The following is a 22297-nucleotide window of genomic DNA, read 5'->3' as shown; positions in this document are numbered from 1 at the left end:
GTTCACACGGGAAATAGGGGTGTTCCTCATCGGCCCAGGCGCGCGGTCGATTCCTATGAGGCCGCTCCCCGGTGGTGACCCACCCAGACGCCAGTCGCGACGCAAGAAGCTTAGCGGATCGAGGCCTGGTGTCCCCCGCGCGCGGGCGCCCTCCGCGTCACATTCCCTCGCCGCGATACATTCGGTTCATCATCCTCTCGGGCCCCCCGCGCTTCGGGCGGCCGGGCACTCGACAGATTCCGGAGCAGACGATGCCCCTGACACAGGCGATCACCACCGACTTCCGCGGCTCGCGCGTGATCCACTCCGCGCGGATCGTGGACGGCGACGCCGGCATCGTCGAGCACGGCTGGGTGCGCTTCGAGCACGGACGGGTGGCAGCGCGCGGCACCGGCGACGACTGGGCGCCCGCCGATGAGGTGATCGACGCGACCGCGGTCGCGGGACCGGATGCCCTGCTCACCCCCGGCTTCATCGACATCCACGGTCACGGCGGAGCGGGTGTCGCATACGACGACGGCATCGAGGCCATCCGCCGCGGACGCGACATGCATCGCAGCCACGGCACGACGCGCGCGGTGATCTCGCTCGTCACGGCGACGGTCGACGAGCTGGCGGAGCAGGTCGCCTCGATCGCCGACCTCGTCGAGACCGACGCTGACATCCTCGGCAGCCACCTGGAGGGTCCCTTCCTCGATCCGGGGCACCAGGGCGCGCACGAACCGTCGCTGCTGCGGCATCCGCAGTCCGCCGACGTGTCGCGGCTGCTCGACGCCGGACGGGGGACCGTCAGACAAGTGACCATCGCCCCCGAGCTGCCCGGTGGACTCGACGCGGTGCGCCTGGTCGTCGCCGCCGGGGCGGTGGCGGCGGTCGGGCACACGGATGCCGATGCCGACATCGCACGACGGGCGTTCGACGCCGGGGCGACGATCCTCACCCACGCGTTCAACGCGATGAACGGCATCCACCACCGCGCGCCGGGCCCCGTGCTGACCGCCGCGGCCGACCCCCGGGTCGTGCTCGAGGGCATCGCCGACAGCTTCCACCTCTCCCCCGCCGTCATCAAGCTGCTCTTCGACATCGCGCCGGGTCGCGTCGCGCTGATCACGGATGCCATGGCCGCGGCCGGCAGCGCCGACGGGCACTACGACCTCGGGGCGGTGAAGGTGACGGTGAAGGACGGCATGGCTCGCACCGACGGCACCGGCTCCATCGCGGGGTCGACGCTCACCCAGGACGTGGCGCTCCGCCGGGCGGTGGAGGCGGGGGTTCCTCTGGGCGACGCCGTCCAGGCGCTCACCGCCACCCCCGCGCGGGCGATCGGCCGCGGTGACTCGCTGGGTGCACTGCGGCCCGGCATGGTCGCGGATGCGGTGCTGCTCAGCGCCGGGTTCGAGGTGGCGCGCGTGTGGGTCGGAGACGCCGCACGCCGTTGAGCGGGCGGGCACCGACCGACGAGGATGGCGTCCCGCAGCGCGCCGAATAGACTGGGAGCATGTCCCAGAACACCGCCGCCGAACCGGGCGTCCAGCGTCCGACGATCACTCCGCTCGACATCGTCCGTGTTCTGGTGCTGCTCGCCGCCCTCGCCTCGCTCGCGCTGTGGGGCTTCGGTGAATGGCCGATGCCGTGGAGCATCGTCGTCGGCATCGGGGCGCCGGTGGCGACGCTGCTGATCTGGGCTCTCTTCCTCTCCCCCCGCCCGGTGCTGCGCCTGCACCCGTTCCTGCGTGCGGTGGTCGAGGTGCTCATCTACGTCGGTGTCACCCTGGCATGGTGGTCGATGGGTCAGGCCTGGGCGGGGATCGCGTTCGCTGTCGTCGCCGTCACCTCCGGCGTCATCGCCGGACGACGAGCACTGGACTGATCCGTCGTGCAGCGGGCCCGAGCATGACCGTCCTCGAGCGTCTTGAGCGCGAGCTCGGCGACATCGTCGACACCGCCGCCGACGTGCTCGACGACGCCCGCGCGGATCGCAGCGGCCATCGCTCCTCGGGAGCGCCGATCGCCGTCGTGCACGCCCGCTCGGTCGACGACGTGCAGCGGGTGATGCGCATCGCGTCCGCCACGGGCACCCCCGTCGTGGTGCGGGGGGCGGGAACGGGTCTCGCGGGTGCCGCCAACGCGGGCCCGGGAGAGATCGTGCTGTCCACCGCGCGGATGAACCGGGTTCTCGAGGTGCGTCAAGACGACCTGCTCGCGGTCGTCGAGCCTGGCATCCTGAACGCCGAGCTGAACGCGCAGCTGGCCGCGCACGATCTGTGGTGGCCGCCGGACCCCGCCAGCCGCGAGATCTCGACGGTCGGCGGCAACATCGCCACCGGGGCCGGCGGGCTGCTCTGCGCGAAGTACGGAGTCGTCCGCGATGCCGTGCTGGGCGTCGACATCGTGCTCGCCGACGGTCGGCTGCTGCGGCTCGGCCACCGCACCGTCAAGGGCGTCACGGGCCTCGATCTCACCTCGCTCGTGATCGGCTCGGAGGGCAGGCTCGGCGTCATCGTCGGCGCGACCCTCAAACTGCGCCGACTCGTGGAGGGGGCGGTGTGCACGATCACCGCGGCGTTCCCCACCGTGCGCGACGCCGCCGCGGGCTCGGCGGCCGTCACCGCCGCGGGTGTGCAGCCGTCGATCATGGAGCTGATGGATGCCGCTTCGCTCGCGGCCGTGCACGCGCTGCTGCTGCTGCCCGCCCCGGCGTCGGGCGCCGCTCAGCTGACCATCCAGACCGACGGCCCCGCGGCCCGCGCGGACGCCGAGCGCATCGCGAGCGTGCTTCGCGAGGCCGGCGGCTCGGTGGTGCTCACCGACGACCCGATCGAGGGCGAGCGCCTTCTCGCGGTGCGCCGCTCGATGCATCCGGCCATGGCGGCGCTCGGCACCACCCTGATCGAGGATGTCGCGGTGCCCCGCAGCGCGATGGCGGCGATGTTCGACGAGATCGCGGCCATCGAACGCGAGTTCGGCGTGAGCATCCCGACCGTCGCGCACGCCGGCGACGGCAACCTGCATCCGAATTTCATCTTCGAGGGCGAGATCGTGCCGCCGCGCATCTGGGCTGCGGCCGACGAGCTGTTCCGCGCCGCGATCCGCCTCGGTGGCACGCTCACCGGCGAGCACGGGGTCGGGATCCTGAAGAGCCGCTGGCTCGCCGAGGAGCTCGGCGACGACCAGTGGGAGATCCAGCGGCAGATCCTGCGCGTCTTCGACCCTCAGGGCATCCTCAACCCCGGCAAGGTGTTCGCGGATGCCTGACATCAGGGTCAGCGCCGCCGTGATCGTCGACGACCGCGGGCGCGCCCTCGTCGTGCGCAAGCGCGGCACCACGAGGTTCATGCAGCCGGGCGGCAAGCCCGAGCCGGGCGAGAGCGCCGCCGCCACCCTCATCCGCGAGCTGGACGAAGAGCTGTCGCTGCAGATCGTCGAGGCCGATCTCACGCCGCTGGGCACGTTCGTCTCGGCGGCGGCGAACGAGCCCGATCATCGGGTGATCGCCGACGCGTTCGCGCTGCGCGCCCAGCCGGACGACGTGGTCGTGCAGGCCGAGCTCGCCGAGCTGCGCTGGCTCGAGCCCGGCGACTGGACGAGCGTGCCGCTCGCGCCGCTCAGCACGGAGCACCTGCTGCCGATCGCCTGGACCTGATCCAGGCGATCGGCGCAGGGCCCGGTCAGATGCCCTGCCAGGACGGCTTGTTGTCGTAGCTGTAGCGGTAGTAGTCGCGCAGGGCGAGCTTCGAGGCGGCGGCCTCGTCGAGCACGACCGTCACGTGCGGGTGCAGCTGCACGGCCGACGCGGGCAGGATCGCGCTCACCGGTCCCTCGAGAGCGGCGGCGACCGCATCCGCCTTCGACTCGCCGAACGCGAGCAGCACGAGGTGACGTGCGCGCAGGATGGTGCCGAGCCCCTGCGTGATGCAGTGACGCGGAACCTCGTCGAGCGAGTCGAAGAAGCGCGCGTTGTCCTCGCGGGTCTGCTCGGTGAGGGTCTTGAGACGCGTGGTGGACGCGAACGACGAGCCCGGTTCGTTGAAGCCGATGTGCCCGTCGGTGCCGATGCCCAGCAGCTGGATGTCGACGCCGCCCGCCTCGATGATGTCGCGCTCGTAGTCATCGCCGGCGTGGCGGATGGTCTCGAGGTCGCCGTTCGGAACGCGGATCAGATCGGGGTCGAGCCCGAGCGGTTCGATGACCTCCCGGGTGATCACCGACCGATAGCTCTCGGGATGCGCGGCGTCGAGTCCGACGTACTCATCGAGGGCGAAGCCGCGCACGTGCGACACATCGTGCCCGGCCAGCCGCTCGCGAAGGGCCTGGTAGACCGGCAGCGGGGTGGACCCCGTGGCGAGTCCGAGCACCGGGTTCTTCACCTCGTCGATGAGACGGACGATCTCGTCCGCGACGAGCGCGCCGGCGGCGGCCTTGCTCTCGAGGATCACGACTTCAGCCATGAACGGGCATCTCCTTTTCGAAGGGGTCGATCTCGGCGAGCGCAGAGCTCAGCAGCGCAGCGCCGATCGCCGCGACCGGGAAATCGGCGGGCACCAGCTCGATTCTCTCATCGAGCCGCAGCGACGGAGGAAGCGGCGTCTCGATGGCGGATCGCCGCAGCCCCGCCGATCACGAGACCCCCAGCTGCGCGGAGAGGACCATCACCGCGGCGCCCCTGAGCACGATGTCCTCCTGCCGGGTGAGGCGGATGACGACGTCGGCGAACACGCCGTCAAGCGTGCGCTCGTGCAACGTGCGTGTCGCGGCGTCGACGAAGTCGCCCTCGAGCAGCTCGGGCGAGCCCGCAAGCACGACCTGCGAGAGGTCGAGAGCCGCGACGATGGGCGCGAGAGCGATGCCCAGACGAGCGCCGGCGTGGGCGAGGACATCCGGGCGACGCGAGGGGTCGGCGTCGATCATGCTCTGCAGGTGCGGGGCACTGACCCAGGCCTCGAGGCAGCCGCGCCTCCCGCATGCGCACGGCGGACCGTCGTCGGTGCCTGTCACGACGTGACCGATCTCACCGGCGGCGAAGCGTCCGCCGATCACCGCCTGTCCGCCGGCGATCAGCCCGGCACCGACGCCTCGTCCGATCCGGATGAGCATGAGGTCGGATCGAGCGCCGCCGAAGGTGTACTCGGCCAGGACGGCCGCGTTCGCGTCGTTGCGTACCAGCACCGGCAGGGCGAACTCGTCATGCAGGCGCTGTTCGAGGGGAAGGTCGCGCCAGTGGAGGTTCGGAGCGCTGAGCACGGTTCCGTCGGGCCGGACGATGCCGGGGCTCCCGACCCCGATGCCGAGCACCGGCCGGTCCGCGTCCGCGATCAGCTCGCGCACGAGCTCCGTCACTGCGGCGTAGGCCTGATCGGCGAGCACGTCGGCGGGGAACGCGACGGTGCGACGGTGCAGGATCTCGCCGTCGAGATTGAGCACGGCGCCCTCGAAGCGGTCTGTGCCGGAGAGGTCGACGCCGATGATCTGGTGGCCGTCGCGATCGATGTCGATGACGATCGGCGGCTTGCCAGGGCCGGCCGCCTCGCGCACGCCGATCTCGCGGACGATGCCGTCGGCGATGCACTCCCCTACCAGGTCGGAGATGGTGACGCGGGTCAGGCCGGTCTCGCGGGAGAGATCCGCTCGGCTCATCTCACCGCGGTGGTACAGCGTCTGCAGCACGAGCGAGCGGTTGTGCGACCTCGCCTGCTCGGGAAGCACCTTGCCCGTCGCCCGCAGCCCGCGACCGCCGCCGAACGAGCCGCTCAGGACACCGGGCGCCACGGCGGGCGATCCGCGATCAAGGAAGGGAGACACATTTGTTAGTACACCTTCCGAACCGGCCCCGCGCAACACCCGCCCGTCGCCGTCGCATCGCTTTATCGAAACGTTACCCCCACCCGGGCCGCGCCCCGTCGACGTTGCCTCTCCGTTACCACACGTCCCGTACCATGAAAAGACATGTCACGAAGCATCGAGGGGGGTGAGTCCGTGACCGATCTGATCTCCGGACCCGGCACCGGCCAGTCGAACGCCGTCTCATCTGACACCGAGACGATGGCTCAGCCGCCGTCGACAGGCACTCCCCCCATGGAGTGGGCGCCGATGGAGCCTGCCCCCAAGAAGCGCCGGCTCGGACTGTGGATCGGGCTGGGTGCCGGTGCACTCGCTCTCGCCGCCGGTGCCGCATCGCTGATGCTCATCGCCCCCGGTACGACGGTCGCCGGTGTGCCGGTCGGCTTCATGACACCCGGCATGGCGGCAGAAGCCGTCAGCGCGCGCACGGCGTCGACCGAGGTGCAGCTGACGGACGCCGGTGATGGGGCGACCCTCGCCGGTGCCGACCTCGGTGCGAGCATCGATGCCGCCGCCCTGACCGATGAGGCTTTCGCCGAGCGCCCGATGTGGAATCTCGGCGCGTGGATGGGCGAGCCGATCACCGCCGAGGTGACGCTCGACGCCGAGACCGCCGACAGCGCGCTGCGCGCCGCCGTCCCCTCCAGCTACACCCCGGCCACCGACGCGACGGTCGTGTTCGATGCGGCCGCGCAGGCCTACACCGCGACGCCGGCCGTGCCGGGCACGGGAGTGTCGGTCGACGGCCTGGCCGCCGCATTCACCGATGCGATCGCGGCGGGCGAGACCTCGTTCGACTACTCCGCCGCTCCGGTCGAGGTGCCGCCGCTGATCACCGACAGCAAGGCGGCCACGACCGTCGAGCAGCTGAACGGGATGCTGGCACAGGCCGGCTTCTACGTCGGCGAGGAGCGCACGGTGCCCCTGGCGCCCGAGGTCGTCGCGTCGTGGCTCACGGTCGACGCCGTGGAGGGCGAGCTGACGATCTCGGCGGATCCCGCCAAGATCCAGCCGTCGGTCGACGCGCTCCCGGCCCAGGTGAACCGCGACATCGTCAACGCGCGGAACATCGTCGACTCGGACGGCACGGTTCTCAAGGCGCTCACCGAGGGCAAGGAGGGTCGCGTGCTCGGCGACACCTCGACGACCGCGGGCGACTTCGCCGAGAAGCTGACGAGCGGCGACGCCACCTTCGCGCTTCCCGTGACCGCGACGCCCTTCGAGTCGACCAGCCTGTTCCGCCGCGTCGAGGTCGACCTCAGCGAGCAGCGCACGTACCTGTACGAGAACGAGAAGCTCGTGAAGTCGTGGTCGGTGTCGACCGGCACGAGCGCCACTCCCACTGACAAGGGCCGGTTCCGCGTGTACGCGCAGCTGCGCACCCAGGACATGCGCGGCTCGAACGCCGACGGCAGCAAGTACGTCACCGAGAACGTCCCCTACATCACGTACTTCAACGGCGATGAGGCCCTGCACGGCACCTACTGGCACAGCAACTTCGGCACGCCGATGAGCCACGGCTGCGTGAACATGAGCATCGACGCCGCCCGCTACGTGTGGGAGTTCGCGACGAAGGGCACCGAGGTCTGGGTGCACGACTGATCCCCCGGCGCCGATCGGCGCCGTGACGCAGAAGAGGCCGGATGCTGAGCATCCGGCCTCTTGCGTCCCTGCGTCAGAGCGCGTCGATCACGCCGTTCAGCGTCGCCGACGGACGCATCGCGGCATCCACCTTCGCCGTGTCCGGACGGTAGTAGCCGCCGATGTCGACCGGCTGCCCCTGCACAGCGTTCAGCTCGTCGACGATCTTCTGCTCGTTCGCGGCGAGCGTCTCCGCGATCGGTGCGAAGGCGGCGGCGAGGTCGGCGTCCTTCGTCTGCTTCGCCAGCTCCTGCGCCCAGTACAGGCCGAGGTAGAAGTGGCTGCCGCGGTTGTCGATCGTGCCGAGCGCGCGACCCGGCGAGCGGTCCTCCTCGAGGAAGGTGCCGGTCGCGGCATCCAGCGTCTCCGCGAGGATCCGCGCCTTCTCGTTGCCCGTCCGGTCGGCGAAGTGCTCGAGCGACGCGGCCAGGGCGAAGAACTCGCCCAGCGAGTCCCAGCGCAGGTAGTTCTCGCCGACCAGCTGCTGCACGTGCTTCGGCGCCGAGCCGCCCGCACCGGTCTCGAACAGACCGCCGCCGGCCAGCAGCGGAACGATGCTGAGCATCTTGGCGCTGGTGCCGACCTCGAGGATCGGGAACAGGTCGGTCAGGTAGTCGCGCAGCACGTTGCCCGTCACCGAGATGGTGTCGAGGCCGTGCCGCATGCGCGCGAGCGTGTACCGCGTCGCCTCCTCGGGGGCGAGGATCGTGATCGTCAGGCCCTTGGTGTCGAGCGTGGCGAGGCCCTGGTGCACCTTGGCGATGATCTGCGCGTCGTGCGAGCGGTTCGCGTCGAGCCAGAACACCGCCGGAGCGCCGGTCGCGCGGGCCCGCGTCACGGCGAGCTTGACCCAGTCCATGACCGGGATGTGCTTGGTCTGGGTCGCACGCCAGATGTCGCCGGCGCGGACGGTGTGCTCGATGAGCACGGTGCCCTCGCTGTCGAGCACCTGCACGATGCCGTCCGACGCGATCTCGAACGTCTTGTCGTGGCTGCCGTACTCCTCGGCGGCCTGGGCCATGAGGCCGACGTTCGGCACGGTGCCGATCGTGGCGGGGTCCAGCGGGCCGTTGGCGATGACATCGTCGATGACGGCCTGATAGACGCCCGCGTATGAGGAGTCGGGGATGACCGCGATGGTGTCGGCTTCGCCGCCGTCCTTGCCCCACAGCTTGCCGCCGTTGCGCACCAGCGCCGGCATCGAGGCGTCGACGATCACGTCGCTGGGCACGTGCAGGTTGGTGATGCCCTTGTCGGAGTTGACGTACGACAGGCGCGGACCGTTCTCGATCGCGCGCTCGAAAGCCGCGGCGATCTCCTCGCCGCCGGCGATGCCCGACAGACCGGAGAGGATCGAGCCGAGACCGTCGTTGGCGCTGAGGCCGGACGCGGCGAGCTGGTCGCCGTACTGCGCGAAGACGTCGCGGAAGAAGGCCTTCACGACGTGGCCGAAGATGATCGGGTCGCTGACCTTCATCATGGTCGCCTTGAGGTGCACCGAGTAGAGCACGTCGTCGGCCTTGGCCTGCTCGAGCGTCTCGGCGAGGAAGGCGTCGAGCTCGGCGGCCGACAGGAACGTGGCGTCGATGATCTCGCGCGGCAGGACCTTCAGGCCCTCCTTCAGCACGGTGACGGTGCCGTCGGCGGCGACGTGCTGGAAGCTCAGCACGTCGTCGTGGGCGGCCACCCACGACCGCTCGTTGCTCTTGAAGTCGTCGTGGCCCATGGTGACCACGCGGGTCTTCGAGCCCTCGGCGAACGGCTTGTTGCGGTGCGGGTGCTTCTTGGCGTAGTTCTTCACCGCGAGCGGGGCGCGCCGGTCGCTGTTGCCCTCGCGCAGCACGGGGTTCACCGCCGAGCCCTTGATCCTGTCGTAGCGAGCGCGGACGTCCTTCTCCTCCAGCGACTGCGGCTCGTCGGGATAGTCCGGCACGTCGAAGCCCTGCCCCTGCAGCTCGGCGATGGCCGCCTTGAGCTGCGGGATGGATGCCGAGATGTTCGGCAGCTTGATGATGTTCGCCTCGGGCAGCGTGGCCAGGCCGCCGAGCTCGGCGAGCGCGTCGCCGACCTGCTGCTCGGGGGTGAGCTTCTGGGGGAAGGCGGCGAGGATGCGACCCGCCAGCGAGATGTCGCGGGTCTCCACCTCGATGCCCGCCTGACCGGTGTAGGCCTTGATGATGGGCAGGAACGAAGCGGTGGCCAGGGCCGGCGCCTCGTCTGTGTAGGTGTAGATGATGGCGTCGTCGGTCACCGGGGATCTCCGTTCGCGAGGGCAGATTTATCTCGATACCAAGATACCCGAGTCTTCTGCGCCTGCCCGGGTCGCGCCCGCTCGATCCGATCTGCCACGGATCGCGGGTGACGCGCTAGCCTGGGGGCATGTCGGAACTGCGCGTGGAAGAACTCTCCGCTGCGACGATCGTCGCCGTGAACAATCTGTCGCTGCGTCCGGGCCAGGAGCAGTTCCTCGCTCCGGTGTCGTACGGCATCGCCGCGACGGTCGTGAACCCTCAGACGTCGTGGCAGCGTGTTGTGCTCGACGGCGATGAGGTCGTCGGGTTCGTCAGCGCGAGCTTCGACGCCGACACCCCTGAGGAGCACTTCCGCAGCGTGCTCTGGCGGATCAACGTCGATGCCGATGACCAGCGTCGCGGCGTCGGCAGCTTCGCCGTGCAGGCACTCATCGAGGAGGCCCGCGCCCGCGGTGTCGACCACGTGAACGTGATCTATGAGGCCGGCGAAGACGGGCCTGAGGCCTTCTTCCGCCGTGTCGGGTTCGAGCCCGTCGGCGAGACCGAGTACTCCGAGGTCATCGCGCAGATCCGCGTCGACGGCTGAGAGGCGCGGCTCAAGGCCTGCGGCGCATCCTCATCGTCCAGGCGATGACCGAGTCCGACGTGCGGATGACGAGAGTACGCGCTGCGTCCCACAGGGCATCCGGCAGCTCGGCGTCCACCCGCTCGCCGCGGGCGGCGCGCTCGGCGATGTCGAAGGCGCGCTCCAGATCCTCGACCGCTGCGCGGTACATGCTGAACTCCTCAGGACTGATCCGCGAATCGGGGCTCGGCCTGGCGTCGCGCGCTCGGCGCAGCGCGACGAGGAACGCCGCCGTCGCGGGCTGACGTCCGTCGCTCATCTGAGGGAAGGCGATCGCTCGAGCGGGATCCGTCTCGTACTCCATCCAGCGGGCGAGCAGAGCGTCGTGGCGGCCGCGCAGCCGCTCGAGTGGCGACGTGCCGCCGGTCGACATCGACGACCGTTCGGTCGAGACCCGCACGCGGCTGACCTTGACGCGCGCGACAGCGGCACGCGCGTTCAGCTGAGCGTCGCGCAGCGCACGACGAGCGGATGCCACGGCCGAGGCATCCACTCGTGCTGCAGCTCGGTCGGCGGTCACTCTCGCGAGATCCGCCCTGGCGATGCGAGCGGCGTCCGCCGCCGCCCTGGCCTCGACCTGGGCCTGGCGCAGCTCGAGTCGCGCCGCGTCATAGCCGAGCCGTCTGCCGTTCACCGTCCCCCGCCTTCGCACGATCGCGTACCCGCTCGCTCCCACTCCGGCGGCGGCCGGGGCGACCCACCACAGCTCGGTGGCCAGCAGAAGGATCGGGTCCACTCCCCTAACCTAATCTCAGACCGACGTGCGCGGCCACGCCCGCCGGCCCGATCTCAGACGAGGGTCTCCTGCCACGCCGCGTGCAGCTGAGCGAACTTCCCCGTGCCGCCGATCAGCGCTGCGGGGGTGTCGTCCTCGATGATCCGGCCGTGCTCCATCACCAGCACGCGATCGGCGATCGCGACCGTCGACAGACGGTGCGCGATGATGATCGCCGTGCGGTCGGCGAGCAGCGTCTGCAGCGCCTCCTGGATCAGTCGCTCGGACGGGATGTCGAGCGACGCGGTCGCCTCGTCGAGGATCAGCACCGCGGGGTCGGCGAGGAATGCTCGGGCGAACGAGATCAGCTGCCGCTGCCCGGCCGACACGCGACCTCCGCGCTTGTTGACGTCGGTGCCGTATCCGTCGGGCAGCGACGAGATGAACTCGTCGGCGCCTACGGCACGCGCCGCGGCGCGGATCTCGTCGAGTGTCGCGTCCGGCCTGCCGAGCGCAATGTTGTCGGCGACCGTGCCGCTGAACAGATAGGCCTCCTGCGTCACCATCACGATCGCGCGGCGCAGATCCTTCGGGTGCAGCATCCTCAGGTCGATGCCGTCGAGCGTCACCCGCCCGGCGGTCGGGTCGTAGAAGCGCGAGACGAGCTTGGCGAGGGTGGACTTGCCCGCACCCGTCGTGCCCACGAGCGCGATCGTCTGACCCGCGGGGATGTCGAGTGAGAAGTCCGGCAGGATCGTCTTGTCGTCGTTGTAGGCGAAGGTGACGTCGTCGAAGCGGATCGCGCCGCGCGACTCCCACAGGTCCACCGGCTTCTCCGGATCGGGCACGGTCGGCTGCTCCTCGAGCACGCCGGAGACCTTCTCCAGCGCCGCGGTGGCCGACTGGTAGGAATTCAGGAACATCGCGATCTCCTGCATGGGCGCGAAGAAGTTGCGCACGTACAGCACCGTCGCGAGCAGCACCCCGACGCCCAGCGCGCCGTCGGCGACACGCAGACCGCCCCACAGCACCACGGCGGCGAGGGTGAGCGCGGCGATGCCCATCAGCCCCGGCTCGAACGTGCCGAACAGCACCATGGAGCGCCGGTTGACGTCGCGGTAGTCGCCGGCGACGGCGCGGAAGGAGGCGTCGTTGCGCGGCTCCTTGCGGAACGACTTGACGGCGCGGATGCCGGTCATGGTCTCGACGAACTGCACGATCACCTTGGCGCTGATCACTCGGGACTCGCGGTAGACGGCCTGCGAGCGCGTGTAGAACCAGCGCATGAGCACGATCAGCGGGATGCCCGCGAGCAGCAGGATCGCCCCGGACTGCCAGTCCGCGATCACCAGCGCGATGAACGTGAACAGCCCGAACAGCAGGCCGGAGACGAGGTTGTTCAGACCGCCGTCGAGCAGCTCGCGGATGGAGTCCAGGTCGCTCGTCTGACGCGAGATGATGCGCCCGGAGGTGTACGACTCGTGGAACTCCAGGCTCAGGCGCTGGGTGTGCAGGAAGATCCGCTTGCGCAGATCCAGCAGCACCGCCTGCGTGATGCGAGCGGCGAGCACGACGTACAGCCCGATCAGCGCCGAGGCCAGGATCCCGGCGACGAGGTAGACGATCGTGACGGTGACCGCCGGCATCCAGTCGGCCGTCTGCAGCAGCTGCGGCAGAGCACGATCCAGCGCGATGCCGATGAGGATGGGACCTGCCACCTGCAGCGCGGTCGAGACGACGAGCACGAGCGCGGCGATGACGATGCGCAGCCGCAGCGGCGCGATGAGCGAGCCGAGCAGCCGCAGCGATCGCTGCCGGATCGCACGGCTCTCGCTCCTGGTGTAGTCGGAGCGGTCTTCGCCCCGGGTGCCTGCGATGCTCACGCCTGCACCTCCTCTTCGTCTGCTGATGCCACGATGTCGATCGCGCCGGTGCGCGCCGCCTCCTCTGCCTCGAGGCTCGAGATGACGTGGCGGTAGTGCGAGCTGGTGCGCAGCAGCTCGGAGTGCGTGCCCACGGCGGTGATGCGCCCTCTCTCGAGCAGCGCGACGCGGTCGGCGAGCGCGACGGTCGACGGGCGGTGCGCGACGATCAGCGCGGTCGTCTCGGCGAGCACGTGACGCAGCGCCTCCTCGACGAGCGCCTCGGTGTCGACGTCGAGGGCGGAGAGCGGGTCGTCGAGCACGAGCACCTTCGGGGCGGCGGCGACGGCGCGGGCGAGCGCCAGGCGCTGACGCTGCCCACCCGACAGGCTCAGCCCCTCTTCGCCGATGACCGTCTCGACGCCGTTGGGCAGCGTGTCGACGAACCCGGCCTGGGCGACATCGAGCGCCTCGCGCAGCACCCGCTCCGCCTCGTCGCCGTGGATGTCGAGATCGGCCCGGCCCAGCAGCACGTTCTCCCGCACGGATGCCGAGAACAGCGTCGCGTCCTCGAACGCCATCGCCACGTGCCGGCGCAGCTCGGACAGCTCGAGGTCGCGCACGTCGACGCCGTCGAGTGTCACCCGACCGCCGGTGACGTCGTACAGGCGCGCCGGCAGCGTGGTGAGCGTCGTCTTGCCCGAGCCGGTGAGACCGACCAGGGCCATGGTCTCCCCCGGGCGCAGCACGAGGTCGATCCCGTCGAGCAGGTCGCGCTCGTGCGCACCGGCATCCTGATACCGGAAGTGAGCGCCCTCGAAGGCCAGCTCGCCACGGGGTTCGGCGAGCCGCACCGGCTGCGCGGGGTCGGTGATGGTGTTCGTCTCCTGGTAGATCTCGAACACGCGGTCGGTCGCGGTGCGCGCGTCGAGCATGAACGAGAACAGGAAGCCGATCGATTCGATCGGCCAGCGCAGCACAGCGGCCATCGCGAAGAACGCGAACAGCTGCGGCACGTCGATCTGCCCCTGCACGATCAGCCAGATGCCCGCGATCAGGCTGAGCCCGAACGCGATCTGCGGCATGAGGTCGAGCCAGAACCAGATCTCGGCGACCGCGCGCCCCTTGCGCAGCTCGGTCTCGCGCAGCGTCTCGGCCTGGCGACTGAACCGCACGAGCGCGTGCTTGCCGCGCCCGAAGGCCTTGAGCACGCGGATGCCGTGCACGCTCTCCTCGACGCTGGTGGCCAGGTCGCCGGCCTGATCCTGACTGCGCCGGGCGAGCGCGCCGTAGCGCTTCTCGAACAGGTAGCCCTGAATCCACATGGGCACCCCGGTGACGAGGAAGATCACGCCGAGCAGCCAGTGCCAGCGGAACAGCAGCACGGCGCCGATCGCGATGGTGAGGATGTTGACGACGAGCAGGATCAGGCCGAACGCCAGCCACCGCCGGATGATGTTGATGTCCTGCATCATGCGGCTGAGCAGCTGCCCCGACTGCCAGCGGTCGTGGAAGGCGACGGGAAGTCCCTGCAGTCGCGAGTACAGCTGCGAGCGCATCTGGTACTCGACCTCGGTGGCGGGGGTCAGCACGAACCAGCGGCGCAGCCACACCATCACCGCCTCGCCCAGAGAGAGGGCCAGCACGCCGAACGCGCCGGCGATGACGAATCCGACGGAGTCGTCGGCGCCGCCGCCGAGATCGAAGTTCTTCACGACCTGCTCGAGCACGATCGGGATCATCAGGGCGATCACCGCGGCGGCGAGCGCGCTGAGCGCACCCCCGATCAGGCGGCCGAGGATCGGCTGCACGAAGGGCTTCAGCCGCCAGAGCGCGGCGAACGTGGACAGGGACGACGAAGACGAGCTGACAGACATGACTCTCGGGTGCGTGGCGAGTGGGTGACGAAGGTGAGGCGGATGCCGTGGCATCCGCTGCGTCGCCCGGTCGACGCGACAGCCTTCGAGCCTATTGCCGACGCTGTCCGACGCGCAAGGCAGACGCGTCGATCAGATCTCGCCGCGCTCGCGGGCGAGCAGGCTCTGCTTCACCGGGAGACCCCACGCGAAGCCGCCCAGCGTCCCATCCGAGCGCAGCACGCGGTGACACGGCACGAACAGGGCGGGCGCGTTGCGCGCGCAGATCGACGCGGCCGCGCGCACCGCCTGCGGGCTGCCGAGCTCGGCCGCGAACTCGCTGTAGCTGAGCGGGCGTCCCGGTTCGATGCGGCGCAGGGCCTCCCATCCGGCGGACTGCATCGTCGTACCGCGCTGGCGCACGATCACGGCGTCGATGGCGTGCAGGTCGCCCGCGTAGAACGCGCGCGCCGCGTGTGCGGCATCCGTCTCCCCCTCATCGACCGCGGTCGGGCGCAGCGCGGGATGCACCCGCGCGATGATCGCCGCGTGGTCGTCGGTCCAGCCGGAGGCGAGCACCCGCTGCGCCTCGTCGACGAGGATCGTCAGGGCGCCGTCGGGTGTCGGTATCGTCTGCACGAGCGCGGTCATGGCTTCTCCTTCGGGGCTGAGCGTGCGGAGCGGCGCGACGGCCGGGCGGGTACCGCCCGCCACAGGTGCGCGGCGAGGTAGCTGCGCCAGGGCGCCGTGCGCGCGGCCCAGGCGGTGAGGGACGCCGGATCTCCGGGGAGCCCTGAGGCCACGGCACCCGCGCGCACGGCCACGTCGCCGGGCAGGAAGACGTCGGGGTCGCCGATCACGCGCATCCGCACGTAGTCCGCCGTCCACGGCCCGATGCCCGGCATCGCCAGCAGGGCCGCGCGCTGCGCTGCGGCGTCATCGCCGACCGTGAGGGTGAGCGACCCGTCGGCGAGCGCCGCGGCAGCACCGGTGATGGCGCGGATGCGCGCCGCAGGCCCGCGCAGCACCTCGGCACCGTGCTCGGCGATGGCGTCCATCGTCGGGAAGAGCAGCCCGCCGGCGGGAGTGCGCTCGCCCAGCTGCTCGGCCAGCGCGGCGAGAGCGGTGCGCGCTGCGGCGACGGTGATCTGCTGTCCCACCATGGCGCGGATGAGCATCTCGTGCGGGTCCGCTGTGCCGGGCACGCGGATGCCGGGGACGGCGGCCACGAGCGGCGCCAGCTCGGGGTGCTCCGCGAGCGCGTCGTCGACCGCCTGCGGGTCGGCGTCGAGGTCGAACAGCCGGCGGGCGGTCGCGACGAGGGGTGCGAGGTCCTTGAGTCTGGTGACCGTCGCACGCAGCCGCAGCTGTCCCTCCGGCGTCTGCCGGATCTCGAGGTGCGCGGGGCCGCCCGGCATCCGCAGGTGACGACCGAACGAGGTCGCCGTGGCGGTCTCCACCCCAGGCAGGGCGCGCGCCGCCATCCAGGCGAACAGGCCCGAAGCGTCGATGGGCGCGCGGTGCGGCAGCAGCAGGTCTATGGTGCCAGGCGTCTCGGCGCCGGGCGTCGCGGCGCGTGAGCCGCGGGCGGCTGCACGGCGCGTCGCGCGCAGCTCTCCGGGAGTCATCTCGAAGACCTCGCGGATCGTGTCGTTGCACTGCCGGATGCTCGAGAATCCTGCGGAGAACGCGACCTCCGAGATGGGCATGTCGGTGCCGACGAGCAGCATGCGCGCGGTGTGCGCGCGGTGCGCCCTGGCGAGGGCCAGCGGACCGGCGCCGAGCTCTGCGGTCAGCATCCGCGTCAGATGCCGGGGCGAGTAGCCGAGCCGGCGGGCGAGCCCTGGCACTCCCTCCTGCTCGACGACTCCCGCGGTGATCAGACGCATCGCGCGCGCCGCCGCGTCGCCGCGCAGATCCCACGCCGGCGAACCCGGCGCGGCTTCGGGCAGGCAGCGCTTGCAGGCGCGGTACCCGGCCTCGTGCGCCGCTGCGCTCGTGGAGTAGAAGGTGACGTTCTCGGGCTTCGGGGTGCGGGCGGGGCAGCTCGGGCGACAGTAGATGCGCGTCGAGCGCACCGCCGTGACGAACTGCCCGTCGAAGCGCGTGTCCCGCGCGGCGATCGCACGGTAGCGCCGGTCGTGCTCTGCGGTGCTGCCCATGTCTTCATGCTGTCACGCCCGCGCGCCCTCGGCTGGCGGAAATCGGACATCGCAGTCACGCGATCAGGGGCGCCGAGTGCGCCGCGGGGATCAGTGGAAGAAGTGACGCTCTCCGGTGAAGAACATCGTCACGCCGGCCTTGCGGGCGGAGTCGACCACCTCTTCATCGCGCACCGAGCCGCCGGGCTGCACGATCGCCGTGACGCCCGCGTCGATGAGCACCTGCGCGCCGTCCGCGAAGGGGAAGAAGGCGTCGGACGCGGCCACCGAGCCGGCGGCCCGGTCTCCGGCCCGCTCGACGGCGAGGCGGCACGAGTCGACCCGGTTGACCTGGCCCATGCCCACGCCCACGGTCGCGTTGTCCTTCGCCAGCACGATCGCGTTCGACTTCACCGCACGGCAGGCCTTCCACGCGAAGATGAGGTTCTCCATCTCGACGTCGTCGGGCCGCTCGCCCGAGACGAGCTCCCAGTTCGTCGCCACCGAGACGATGTCGTCGGGGAACCGATCGGCATCCTGCAGCAGCAGACCGCCCGAGACGAGACGCACGTCCATCCGCTCCTGCCGCCAGTCGGCGGGCAGCTGCAGCAGACGCAGGTTCTTCTTCGCCTTGAACACCTCGAGCGCGGCCGGCTCGAACGCCGGGGCGACGATGACCTCGGTGAAGATGTCCTTCAGGTTCTCCGCCATCTTCAGGGTCACGGTGCCGTTGGCCGCGATCACCCCGCCGTACGCCGAGACGGGGTCGCACTCGTGGGCGCGCAGGTGCGCACTGGCGATGGGGTCGAGGGCGTTGCGCGCGGTCGTCGCGATGCCGCACGGGTTGGCGTGCTTGATGATCGCCACGGCCGGCTGCACCATGTCGTACGCGGCGCGCAGCGCGGCGTCGGCGTCGACGTAGTTGTTGTACGACATCTCCTTGCCCTGCAGCTGGGTCGCCTGCGCGATGCCGTGGCCGCCGGCGCGGGTGTAGATCGCGCCGCGCTGGTGCGAGTTCTCGCCGTAGCGCAGCGTGGCCAGGCGCTCGGCCTTCACGGTGAGGTGCGCCGGCAGGTCTCCGCTCTCGGCGAGGGTGCGCTCCGAGAACCACTGCGCGACGGCCGAGTCGTAATTGGCGGTGTGCGCGAAGGCGCGTGCGGCGAGCTCGCGACGGTGGCTGAGGGTGGTGCCGCCCTCGGCGATCGCCTCGATGATGGCGGGGTACGACTCGGGTGACACGACGATCGCGACGTTGGCGTGGTTCTTCGCCGCGGCGCGCACCATGGCGGGTCCGCCGATGTCGATCTGCTCGACGATGGCGTCGGGGCGTGCGCCTGATGCCACGGTCTCCACGAAGGGGTAGAGGTTGACCACGACGAGCTCGAACGGCTCGATGCCGAAGTCCTCGAGCTGACGCTCGTGCTCTTCGAGACGCAGGTCGGCGAGCAGCCCGCCGTGCACCTTCGGGTGCAGCGTCTTGACGCGGCCGTCGAGCATCTCGGCGACCCCGGTGACCGATGCCACATCCGTGACCTGGTGACCCGCGTCGCGGATGGTCTGCGCCGTGGAGCCGGTCGAGACGATCTCGATGCCCGCCTCGGTCAGCGCCTCGGCGAGCTCGATCAGGCCGGACTTGTCGCTCACCGACACCAGGGCGCGCTTCACCCGCACCAGGTCACGGTCGCGGTACAGCGAGGGGTCGAGGCTGGGGCCGGCCATGGGGGTGCTCCTTCGTTCGGGGGAGGTCGTGCGGGTCAGCGGGAGAGGGTCAGGTCGCCCGTGGCGATGCGCTGCACGGCATCGATCAGCAGGCGACGCTCGACGGGCTTGATGCGGTCGTGCAGGGTGGCTTCGGTGTCGCCGGGCAGCACGGGCACGCGCTCCTGCGCGAGGATCGGTCCGCTGTCGATGCCGTCGTCGATCACAATGATGCTCGCTCCGGTCTCGGCGACGCCGGCGGCGAGCGCATCGCGCACGCCGTGCGCGCCGGGGAACTCGGGCAGGTACGCGGGATGCGTGTTGATGATGTTCGGCGCGTAGCGCTCGACGACCGCCGGCGGCAGCAGGCGCATCAGCCCGCTGAGCACGATGAGGTCCGGCTGCCAGGCATCCAGCTGCGCGGCCAGCTCCCGCCCCCACTCCTCGCGACTCGCGTAGGCGGTGTACGGCACGGTGAAGGTGGGGATGCCGAACTCCTCGGCATGCGCGAGCCCTTCCGCGTCCCGGTCGGCGCCGACGGCGATCACCCTGGCCGGGAAATCGGGGTGACTCGCCGCCTCCAGCAGGGCTCGAAGGTTCGAGCCGGTACCGGAGATCAGAACAGCGAGCGTCAGCACCCGGTCAGTCTACCGGGGTGGTGAGCCCCGCCATCTCCGTGTTCCAGCGGTCGATGCGCTCTTCGGCGATCTCGTCGCGGTGCCGCGGTGCGAGCAGCAGGATGCCGGCGCCGATGAGCACCTCGATGCCGATCGCGAGCGCGAGCGCTCCGGGCGCGGGTCCGGCCTGCGCGAGTCGGCCCGGGCCGATCGAGCCGGATGCCAGTGCCGCCGCGACCGCGGCGACGCCGGCGGTCAGGCCGGCCATCGCGACCGCGATCGCCGCTCGCGGGCCGTACCCGCCCGCGGTGTTCTCCCACACCAGCCTCGAGCGCACCATCCAGCCGGCCACCGCACCGCAGGCGATCGGCACCAGCACGCTCACCAGCATCCAGATCGACGAGTTCTCGGGCACCAGCCCGAGAACCGGGATGCCGGGGACGACACCCAGCTCGGTGCCGGCTGGCGACACCGAGGTGCCCGCGCCGAGGGCGAAGCCCGGGGCGGCGAGCCAGCTCGCCGCCCACACGATCAGGGTCGGCAGGTAGGCCAGGTGCCCGAGGGTGAGCATGGCGGCGCCGAGGGCGTCGACGTGCGCCGCCTCGAACAGCGCCACCACCTCTCCGCCGCGCAGCAGCGTCATTACGGCGATGCCCACGGCCGACGCGCCCGTCAGTGCGACCGTGGCGACGGCAGCGCCCCGGACGGCCTCGCCGGGCACGGCGGCCCAGTCGCCCCAGGCGTCGACGACGTCACGCAGCCGATCGATGAGCCCGTCGTCGCCCTCCGCCCACGCGTGGCGCAGCGCGCCGGCCAGCGCACCGACCGCGTAGACCGCGGCGGGGATGACGATCGCGGCCCACAGCGGCGCGCGCAGCACGTCAGAGCGGCAGGTCACCGCGACGGCGACCGAGAGGGCGGTGAACCCCGCCACTCCCCCGATGACACCGGAGACCCACCGGCCGGCCACGGCGGCACGACGGCCCGACCGCGCCGCGAAGAGCAGGGTGAACAGCAGCAGCGCCAGCGGCGGCACCGAGAGGGCGAATCGGGCCGCGTCCTTCGGGATTGCGAGGGCCGAGACCACGGCATCCGGAAGCACCACCTCGAGAGGGACCCCGTGCCCGAACTGCCAGAGCGTGCCGCTCACCGGCCAGAGCGAACCCCAGTCGGCGGCGAGTCCGAACGCCAGCACCCAGAGCAGGGTGAAGGGCGCGAGCACGACGGCGAGCCCGACAGCGGCCGCGATGGCGGCGTCGAGGGCGGCGAGGAGCGCGACGATGAGGCGTTGCATGACGGATCGAGCCTACGTCGTGCATCCGCCCGGTCTGCTGCGGCCACGCGCGGTGCGGCGAACCCGGTAGATTCTCTTCGGAGGTCCACCCGATGACTGATGCCCCTGTGCGCCCTGACGCCGAACCGCGTAATGCGATCGACCGTTTCTTCGAGATCACCCGACGAGGCTCGAGCTTCGCCGCCGAGATCCGCGGAGGTGTGGTCACGTTCGTGACGATGGCGTACATCGTCATCCTGAACCCCATCATCCTCTCCAGCGGAACCGACATCGACGGCGCTCAGCTGGACTTCGTGCAGCTGAGCGCGGTGACCGGCCTCACCGCGGCCGTCATGACGATCCTGTTCGGTCTGGTCGCGCGCCTGCCGTTCGGATTCGCGGCCGGTCTCGGCATCAACGCGTTCCTCGCGTTCTCCGTCGTCGGCGAGGTCACCTGGCCCGAGGCGATGGGCCTGGTGGTCATCAACGGCCTGATCATCGTGCTGCTCAGCGCGACCGGACTGCGCCGCATGATCTTCGACGCCGTCCCCATGCAGCTGAAGATCGCCATCACCGTCGGCATCGGCCTGTTCATCGCGTTCATCGGCTTCGTCAACGCCGGCTTCGTGACCGCCGCCGCCTCGCCGCCGGTCGCCCTCGGCGTGGGCGGCTCGGTCGCCACCGTGCCCACACTTCTGTTCGTGATCACCCTGCTGCTCACCGGCGTGCTGGTGGCGCGCCGGGTCAAGGGCGGCATCCTCATCGGGCTCGTCACGGGGACGGTGCTGGCCGTCGTCGTCGAGGCGATCTGGCACATCGGCGCCAAGGGCGACGACAACCCCGGCGGCTGGGGCCTGTCGGTGCCGGCGCTGCCCGCGCAGCTCGTCAGCCTTCCCGACCTGTCGCTCGTCGGCGAGTTCGACCTGCTCGGCGGCTTCGGTCGCATCGGCGCTCTGGCCGCACTGATGCTCGTCTTCACCCTCGTCTTCACGAACTTCTTCGACGCGATGGGCACCATGACCGGCCTCGCGAAGGAGGCGGAGATCGCCGACGAGCGCGGCAACTTCCCGCGTCTGAAGTCGGCACTGATCGTCGAGGGCGTCGGCGCCGTGGTCGGCGGCGCCACCTCGTCCTCGTCGAACACGGTGTTCGTCGAGTCGGGCGCCGGCATCAGCGAAGGCGCCCGCACCGGTTTCGCGAACCTCGTCACCGGCGGGCTCTTCCTCATCGCGATGTTCTTCACCCCGCTGGTCTCGATCGTGCCCACCGAGGTGGCCGCCGCCGCGCTGGTGATCGTCGGAGCGCTCATGATGAGCCAGATCCGCTTCATCGACCTGACCGACTTCTCCGCACTGTTCGGCGTCTTCCTCACCGTGTCGGTGATGCCGATGACGTACTCGATCGCCAACGGCATCGGCGCCGGCTTCATCGGCTGGGTCGCCGCACGCGCGTTCTCGGGCAAGGCGAAGGAGATCAGCCCGCTGCTGTGGATCGTGGCGGCCGGCTTCGTGATCTACTTCGCCCGCGGACCGGTGGAGATGCTGCTCAGCTGAGCGACGGCGTCCCGCGGTCGCGGGTATGACGAAGGCCCCGGGGTGGAGCCCGGGGCCTTCGTGTACGAGTCTACCGCGTCGGCGGCACGACGACGTTCCGCGCAGCAGCTGCGGGAGCCTCGAGGAGCGCATGCCTCGATCCTGCCACGCCCGTGGCGTCGCTCCTGCACCCGGAGACGCCGATGGCCCCGGGAGGGGGTCCCGGGGCCATCGTGCGCAGGTCGAC

General features: G+C 70.7%; 18 protein-coding genes and 1 riboswitch. Of the genes, 7 read left to right on the top strand and 11 right to left on the bottom strand.

Features of this window, described 5'->3' with window-relative positions; all coding sequences use genetic code 11:
- Positions 1–25: 25 nt before the first annotated feature.
- Positions 26–108, bottom strand: a riboswitch (ZMP/ZTP riboswitch).
- A gap of 143 nt (positions 109–251) precedes the next feature.
- From AB0O65_RS02745 to AB0O65_RS02730, 4 genes are read left to right on the top strand one after another with little or no spacing between them, the layout of a single operon-like run.
- On the top strand, positions 252–1439 hold the full coding sequence (locus AB0O65_RS02745; protein ID WP_363382869.1) for an amidohydrolase family protein: 1188 nt from the start codon (positions 252–254) through the stop codon (positions 1437–1439).
- A 59-nt stretch (positions 1440–1498) separates the two neighbouring features.
- Positions 1499–1870 (top strand): YrdB family protein, encoded by a 372-nt coding sequence (locus tag AB0O65_RS02740; RefSeq protein WP_313477491.1) that lies wholly within the window; start codon positions 1499–1501, stop codon positions 1868–1870.
- A gap of 23 nt (positions 1871–1893) precedes the next feature.
- A complete protein-coding gene (locus tag AB0O65_RS02735) occupies positions 1894–3255 on the top strand; it encodes an FAD-linked oxidase C-terminal domain-containing protein (RefSeq protein WP_071643524.1) in 1362 nt (453 codons plus the stop codon).
- A complete protein-coding gene (locus AB0O65_RS02730; protein WP_313477489.1) occupies positions 3248–3643 on the top strand; it encodes an NUDIX domain-containing protein in 396 nt (131 codons plus the stop codon). The genes AB0O65_RS02735 and AB0O65_RS02730 overlap by 8 nt, the downstream gene beginning before the upstream one ends.
- Before the next feature lie 25 nt (positions 3644–3668).
- Here the strand turns inward: AB0O65_RS02730 and nagB are convergent, their stop codons facing one another.
- Positions 3669–4448: a glucosamine-6-phosphate deaminase gene (gene nagB, locus AB0O65_RS02725; RefSeq protein WP_071643526.1), complete on the bottom strand. Its 780-nt coding sequence runs from the start codon at positions 4446–4448 to the stop codon at positions 3669–3671.
- Positions 4449–4617: 169 nt separating this feature from the next.
- Positions 4618–5766 (bottom strand): ROK family transcriptional regulator, encoded by a 1149-nt coding sequence (locus AB0O65_RS02720; protein ID WP_363382864.1) that lies wholly within the window; start codon positions 5764–5766, stop codon positions 4618–4620.
- A gap of 207 nt (positions 5767–5973) precedes the next feature.
- Between AB0O65_RS02720 and AB0O65_RS02715 the strand changes: the two genes are divergently transcribed.
- Positions 5974–7440 (top strand): L,D-transpeptidase, encoded by a 1467-nt coding sequence (locus AB0O65_RS02715; protein WP_363382861.1) that lies wholly within the window; start codon positions 5974–5976, stop codon positions 7438–7440.
- Positions 7441–7513: 73 nt separating this feature from the next.
- On the opposite strand, the gene AB0O65_RS02710 is transcribed toward AB0O65_RS02715, so the two are convergent.
- Positions 7514–9730: an NADP-dependent isocitrate dehydrogenase gene (locus tag AB0O65_RS02710; RefSeq protein ID WP_363382859.1), complete on the bottom strand. Its 2217-nt coding sequence runs from the start codon at positions 9728–9730 to the stop codon at positions 7514–7516.
- Between the two features lie 128 nt (positions 9731–9858).
- On the opposite strand from AB0O65_RS02710, the gene AB0O65_RS02705 reads away from it, so the two are divergent.
- On the top strand, positions 9859–10317 hold the full coding sequence (locus tag AB0O65_RS02705; RefSeq protein WP_313477482.1) for a GNAT family N-acetyltransferase: 459 nt from the start codon (positions 9859–9861) through the stop codon (positions 10315–10317).
- Positions 10318–10327: 10 nt separating this feature from the next.
- On the opposite strand, the gene AB0O65_RS02700 is transcribed toward AB0O65_RS02705, so the two are convergent.
- The 8 genes from AB0O65_RS02700 to AB0O65_RS02665 all read right to left on the bottom strand — a co-directional run bounded on the left by AB0O65_RS02700 (position 10328) and on the right by AB0O65_RS02665 (position 20539).
- A complete protein-coding gene (locus AB0O65_RS02700) occupies positions 10328–11092 on the bottom strand; it encodes a hypothetical protein (RefSeq protein ID WP_363382857.1) in 765 nt (254 codons plus the stop codon).
- 53 nt (positions 11093–11145) lie between these two features.
- Entirely contained in the window at positions 11146–12954 is a 1809-nt protein-coding gene (locus AB0O65_RS02695; RefSeq protein ID WP_363382855.1) for an ABC transporter ATP-binding protein, read from the bottom strand.
- Positions 12951–14810, bottom strand: coding sequence for an ABC transporter ATP-binding protein (locus tag AB0O65_RS02690; protein WP_363382852.1), 1860 nt, complete (start codon positions 14808–14810; stop codon positions 12951–12953). Before AB0O65_RS02690 ends, AB0O65_RS02695 begins: the two co-directional genes overlap by 4 nt.
- A 132-nt stretch (positions 14811–14942) precedes the next feature.
- A complete protein-coding gene (locus AB0O65_RS02685; RefSeq protein ID WP_363382849.1) occupies positions 14943–15440 on the bottom strand; it encodes an MGMT family protein in 498 nt (165 codons plus the stop codon).
- On the bottom strand, positions 15437–16951 hold the full coding sequence (locus AB0O65_RS02680; protein ID WP_363382846.1) for an AlkA N-terminal domain-containing protein: 1515 nt from the start codon (positions 16949–16951) through the stop codon (positions 15437–15439). Before AB0O65_RS02680 ends, AB0O65_RS02685 begins: the two co-directional genes overlap by 4 nt.
- Before the next feature lie 90 nt (positions 16952–17041).
- Complete coding sequence (gene purH / locus AB0O65_RS02675) at positions 17042–18649, bottom strand: bifunctional phosphoribosylaminoimidazolecarboxamide formyltransferase/IMP cyclohydrolase (protein WP_363382843.1); 1608 nt, start codon at positions 18647–18649, stop codon at positions 17042–17044.
- Between the two features lie 35 nt (positions 18650–18684).
- Positions 18685–19266: a phosphoribosylglycinamide formyltransferase gene (gene purN, locus AB0O65_RS02670; RefSeq protein ID WP_071643535.1), complete on the bottom strand. Its 582-nt coding sequence runs from the start codon at positions 19264–19266 to the stop codon at positions 18685–18687.
- A gap of 4 nt (positions 19267–19270) precedes the next feature.
- Positions 19271–20539: a DUF6350 family protein gene (locus tag AB0O65_RS02665; protein WP_363382840.1), complete on the bottom strand. Its 1269-nt coding sequence runs from the start codon at positions 20537–20539 to the stop codon at positions 19271–19273.
- 92 nt (positions 20540–20631) lie between these two features.
- Between AB0O65_RS02665 and AB0O65_RS02660 the strand changes: the two genes are divergently transcribed.
- Positions 20632–22071 carry an NCS2 family permease gene (locus AB0O65_RS02660; protein ID WP_363382837.1) on the top strand — a complete coding sequence of 480 codons (1440 nt, stop codon included), beginning with the start codon at positions 20632–20634 and terminating at the stop codon, positions 22069–22071.
- The last annotated feature ends 226 nt before the right edge of the window (positions 22072–22297 follow it).

It is taken from the genome of Microbacterium sp. NPDC077391 (assembly GCF_040686955.1).
In the GTDB taxonomy this organism is placed as follows: Bacteria; Actinomycetota; Actinomycetes; order Actinomycetales; family Microbacteriaceae; genus Microbacterium; species Microbacterium commune.
Note: the sequence above shows the minus strand (reverse complement) of the source record. Positions and strands in the feature narration are given on the sequence as shown.

What these genes read in the sequence shown, in the direction of transcription:
- AB0O65_RS02680 (WP_363382846.1), bottom strand. Translation starts at nt 16,951, where the DNA reads ATGGGCAGCACCGCAGAGCACGACCGGCGCTACCGTGCGATCGCCGCG.
- AB0O65_RS02730 (WP_313477489.1), top strand. Translation starts at nt 3,248, where the DNA reads ATGCCTGACATCAGGGTCAGCGCCGCCGTGATCGTCGACGACCGCGGG.
- AB0O65_RS02690 (WP_363382852.1), bottom strand. Translation starts at nt 14,810, where the DNA reads ATGTCTGTCAGCTCGTCTTCGTCGTCCCTGTCCACGTTCGCCGCGCTC.
- AB0O65_RS02740 (WP_313477491.1), top strand. Translation starts at nt 1,499, where the DNA reads ATGTCCCAGAACACCGCCGCCGAACCGGGCGTCCAGCGTCCGACGATC.
- nagB (WP_071643526.1), bottom strand. Translation starts at nt 4,448, where the DNA reads ATGGCTGAAGTCGTGATCCTCGAGAGCAAGGCCGCCGCCGGCGCGCTC.
- AB0O65_RS02745 (WP_363382869.1), top strand. Translation starts at nt 252, where the DNA reads ATGCCCCTGACACAGGCGATCACCACCGACTTCCGCGGCTCGCGCGTG.
- AB0O65_RS02735 (WP_071643524.1), top strand. Translation starts at nt 1,894, where the DNA reads ATGACCGTCCTCGAGCGTCTTGAGCGCGAGCTCGGCGACATCGTCGAC.
- AB0O65_RS02705 (WP_313477482.1), top strand. Translation starts at nt 9,859, where the DNA reads ATGTCGGAACTGCGCGTGGAAGAACTCTCCGCTGCGACGATCGTCGCC.
- purH (WP_363382843.1), bottom strand. Translation starts at nt 18,649, where the DNA reads ATGGCCGGCCCCAGCCTCGACCCCTCGCTGTACCGCGACCGTGACCTG.
- AB0O65_RS02685 (WP_363382849.1), bottom strand. Translation starts at nt 15,440, where the DNA reads ATGACCGCGCTCGTGCAGACGATACCGACACCCGACGGCGCCCTGACG.
- AB0O65_RS02665 (WP_363382840.1), bottom strand. Translation starts at nt 20,539, where the DNA reads ATGCAACGCCTCATCGTCGCGCTCCTCGCCGCCCTCGACGCCGCCATC.
- AB0O65_RS02660 (WP_363382837.1), top strand. Translation starts at nt 20,632, where the DNA reads ATGACTGATGCCCCTGTGCGCCCTGACGCCGAACCGCGTAATGCGATC.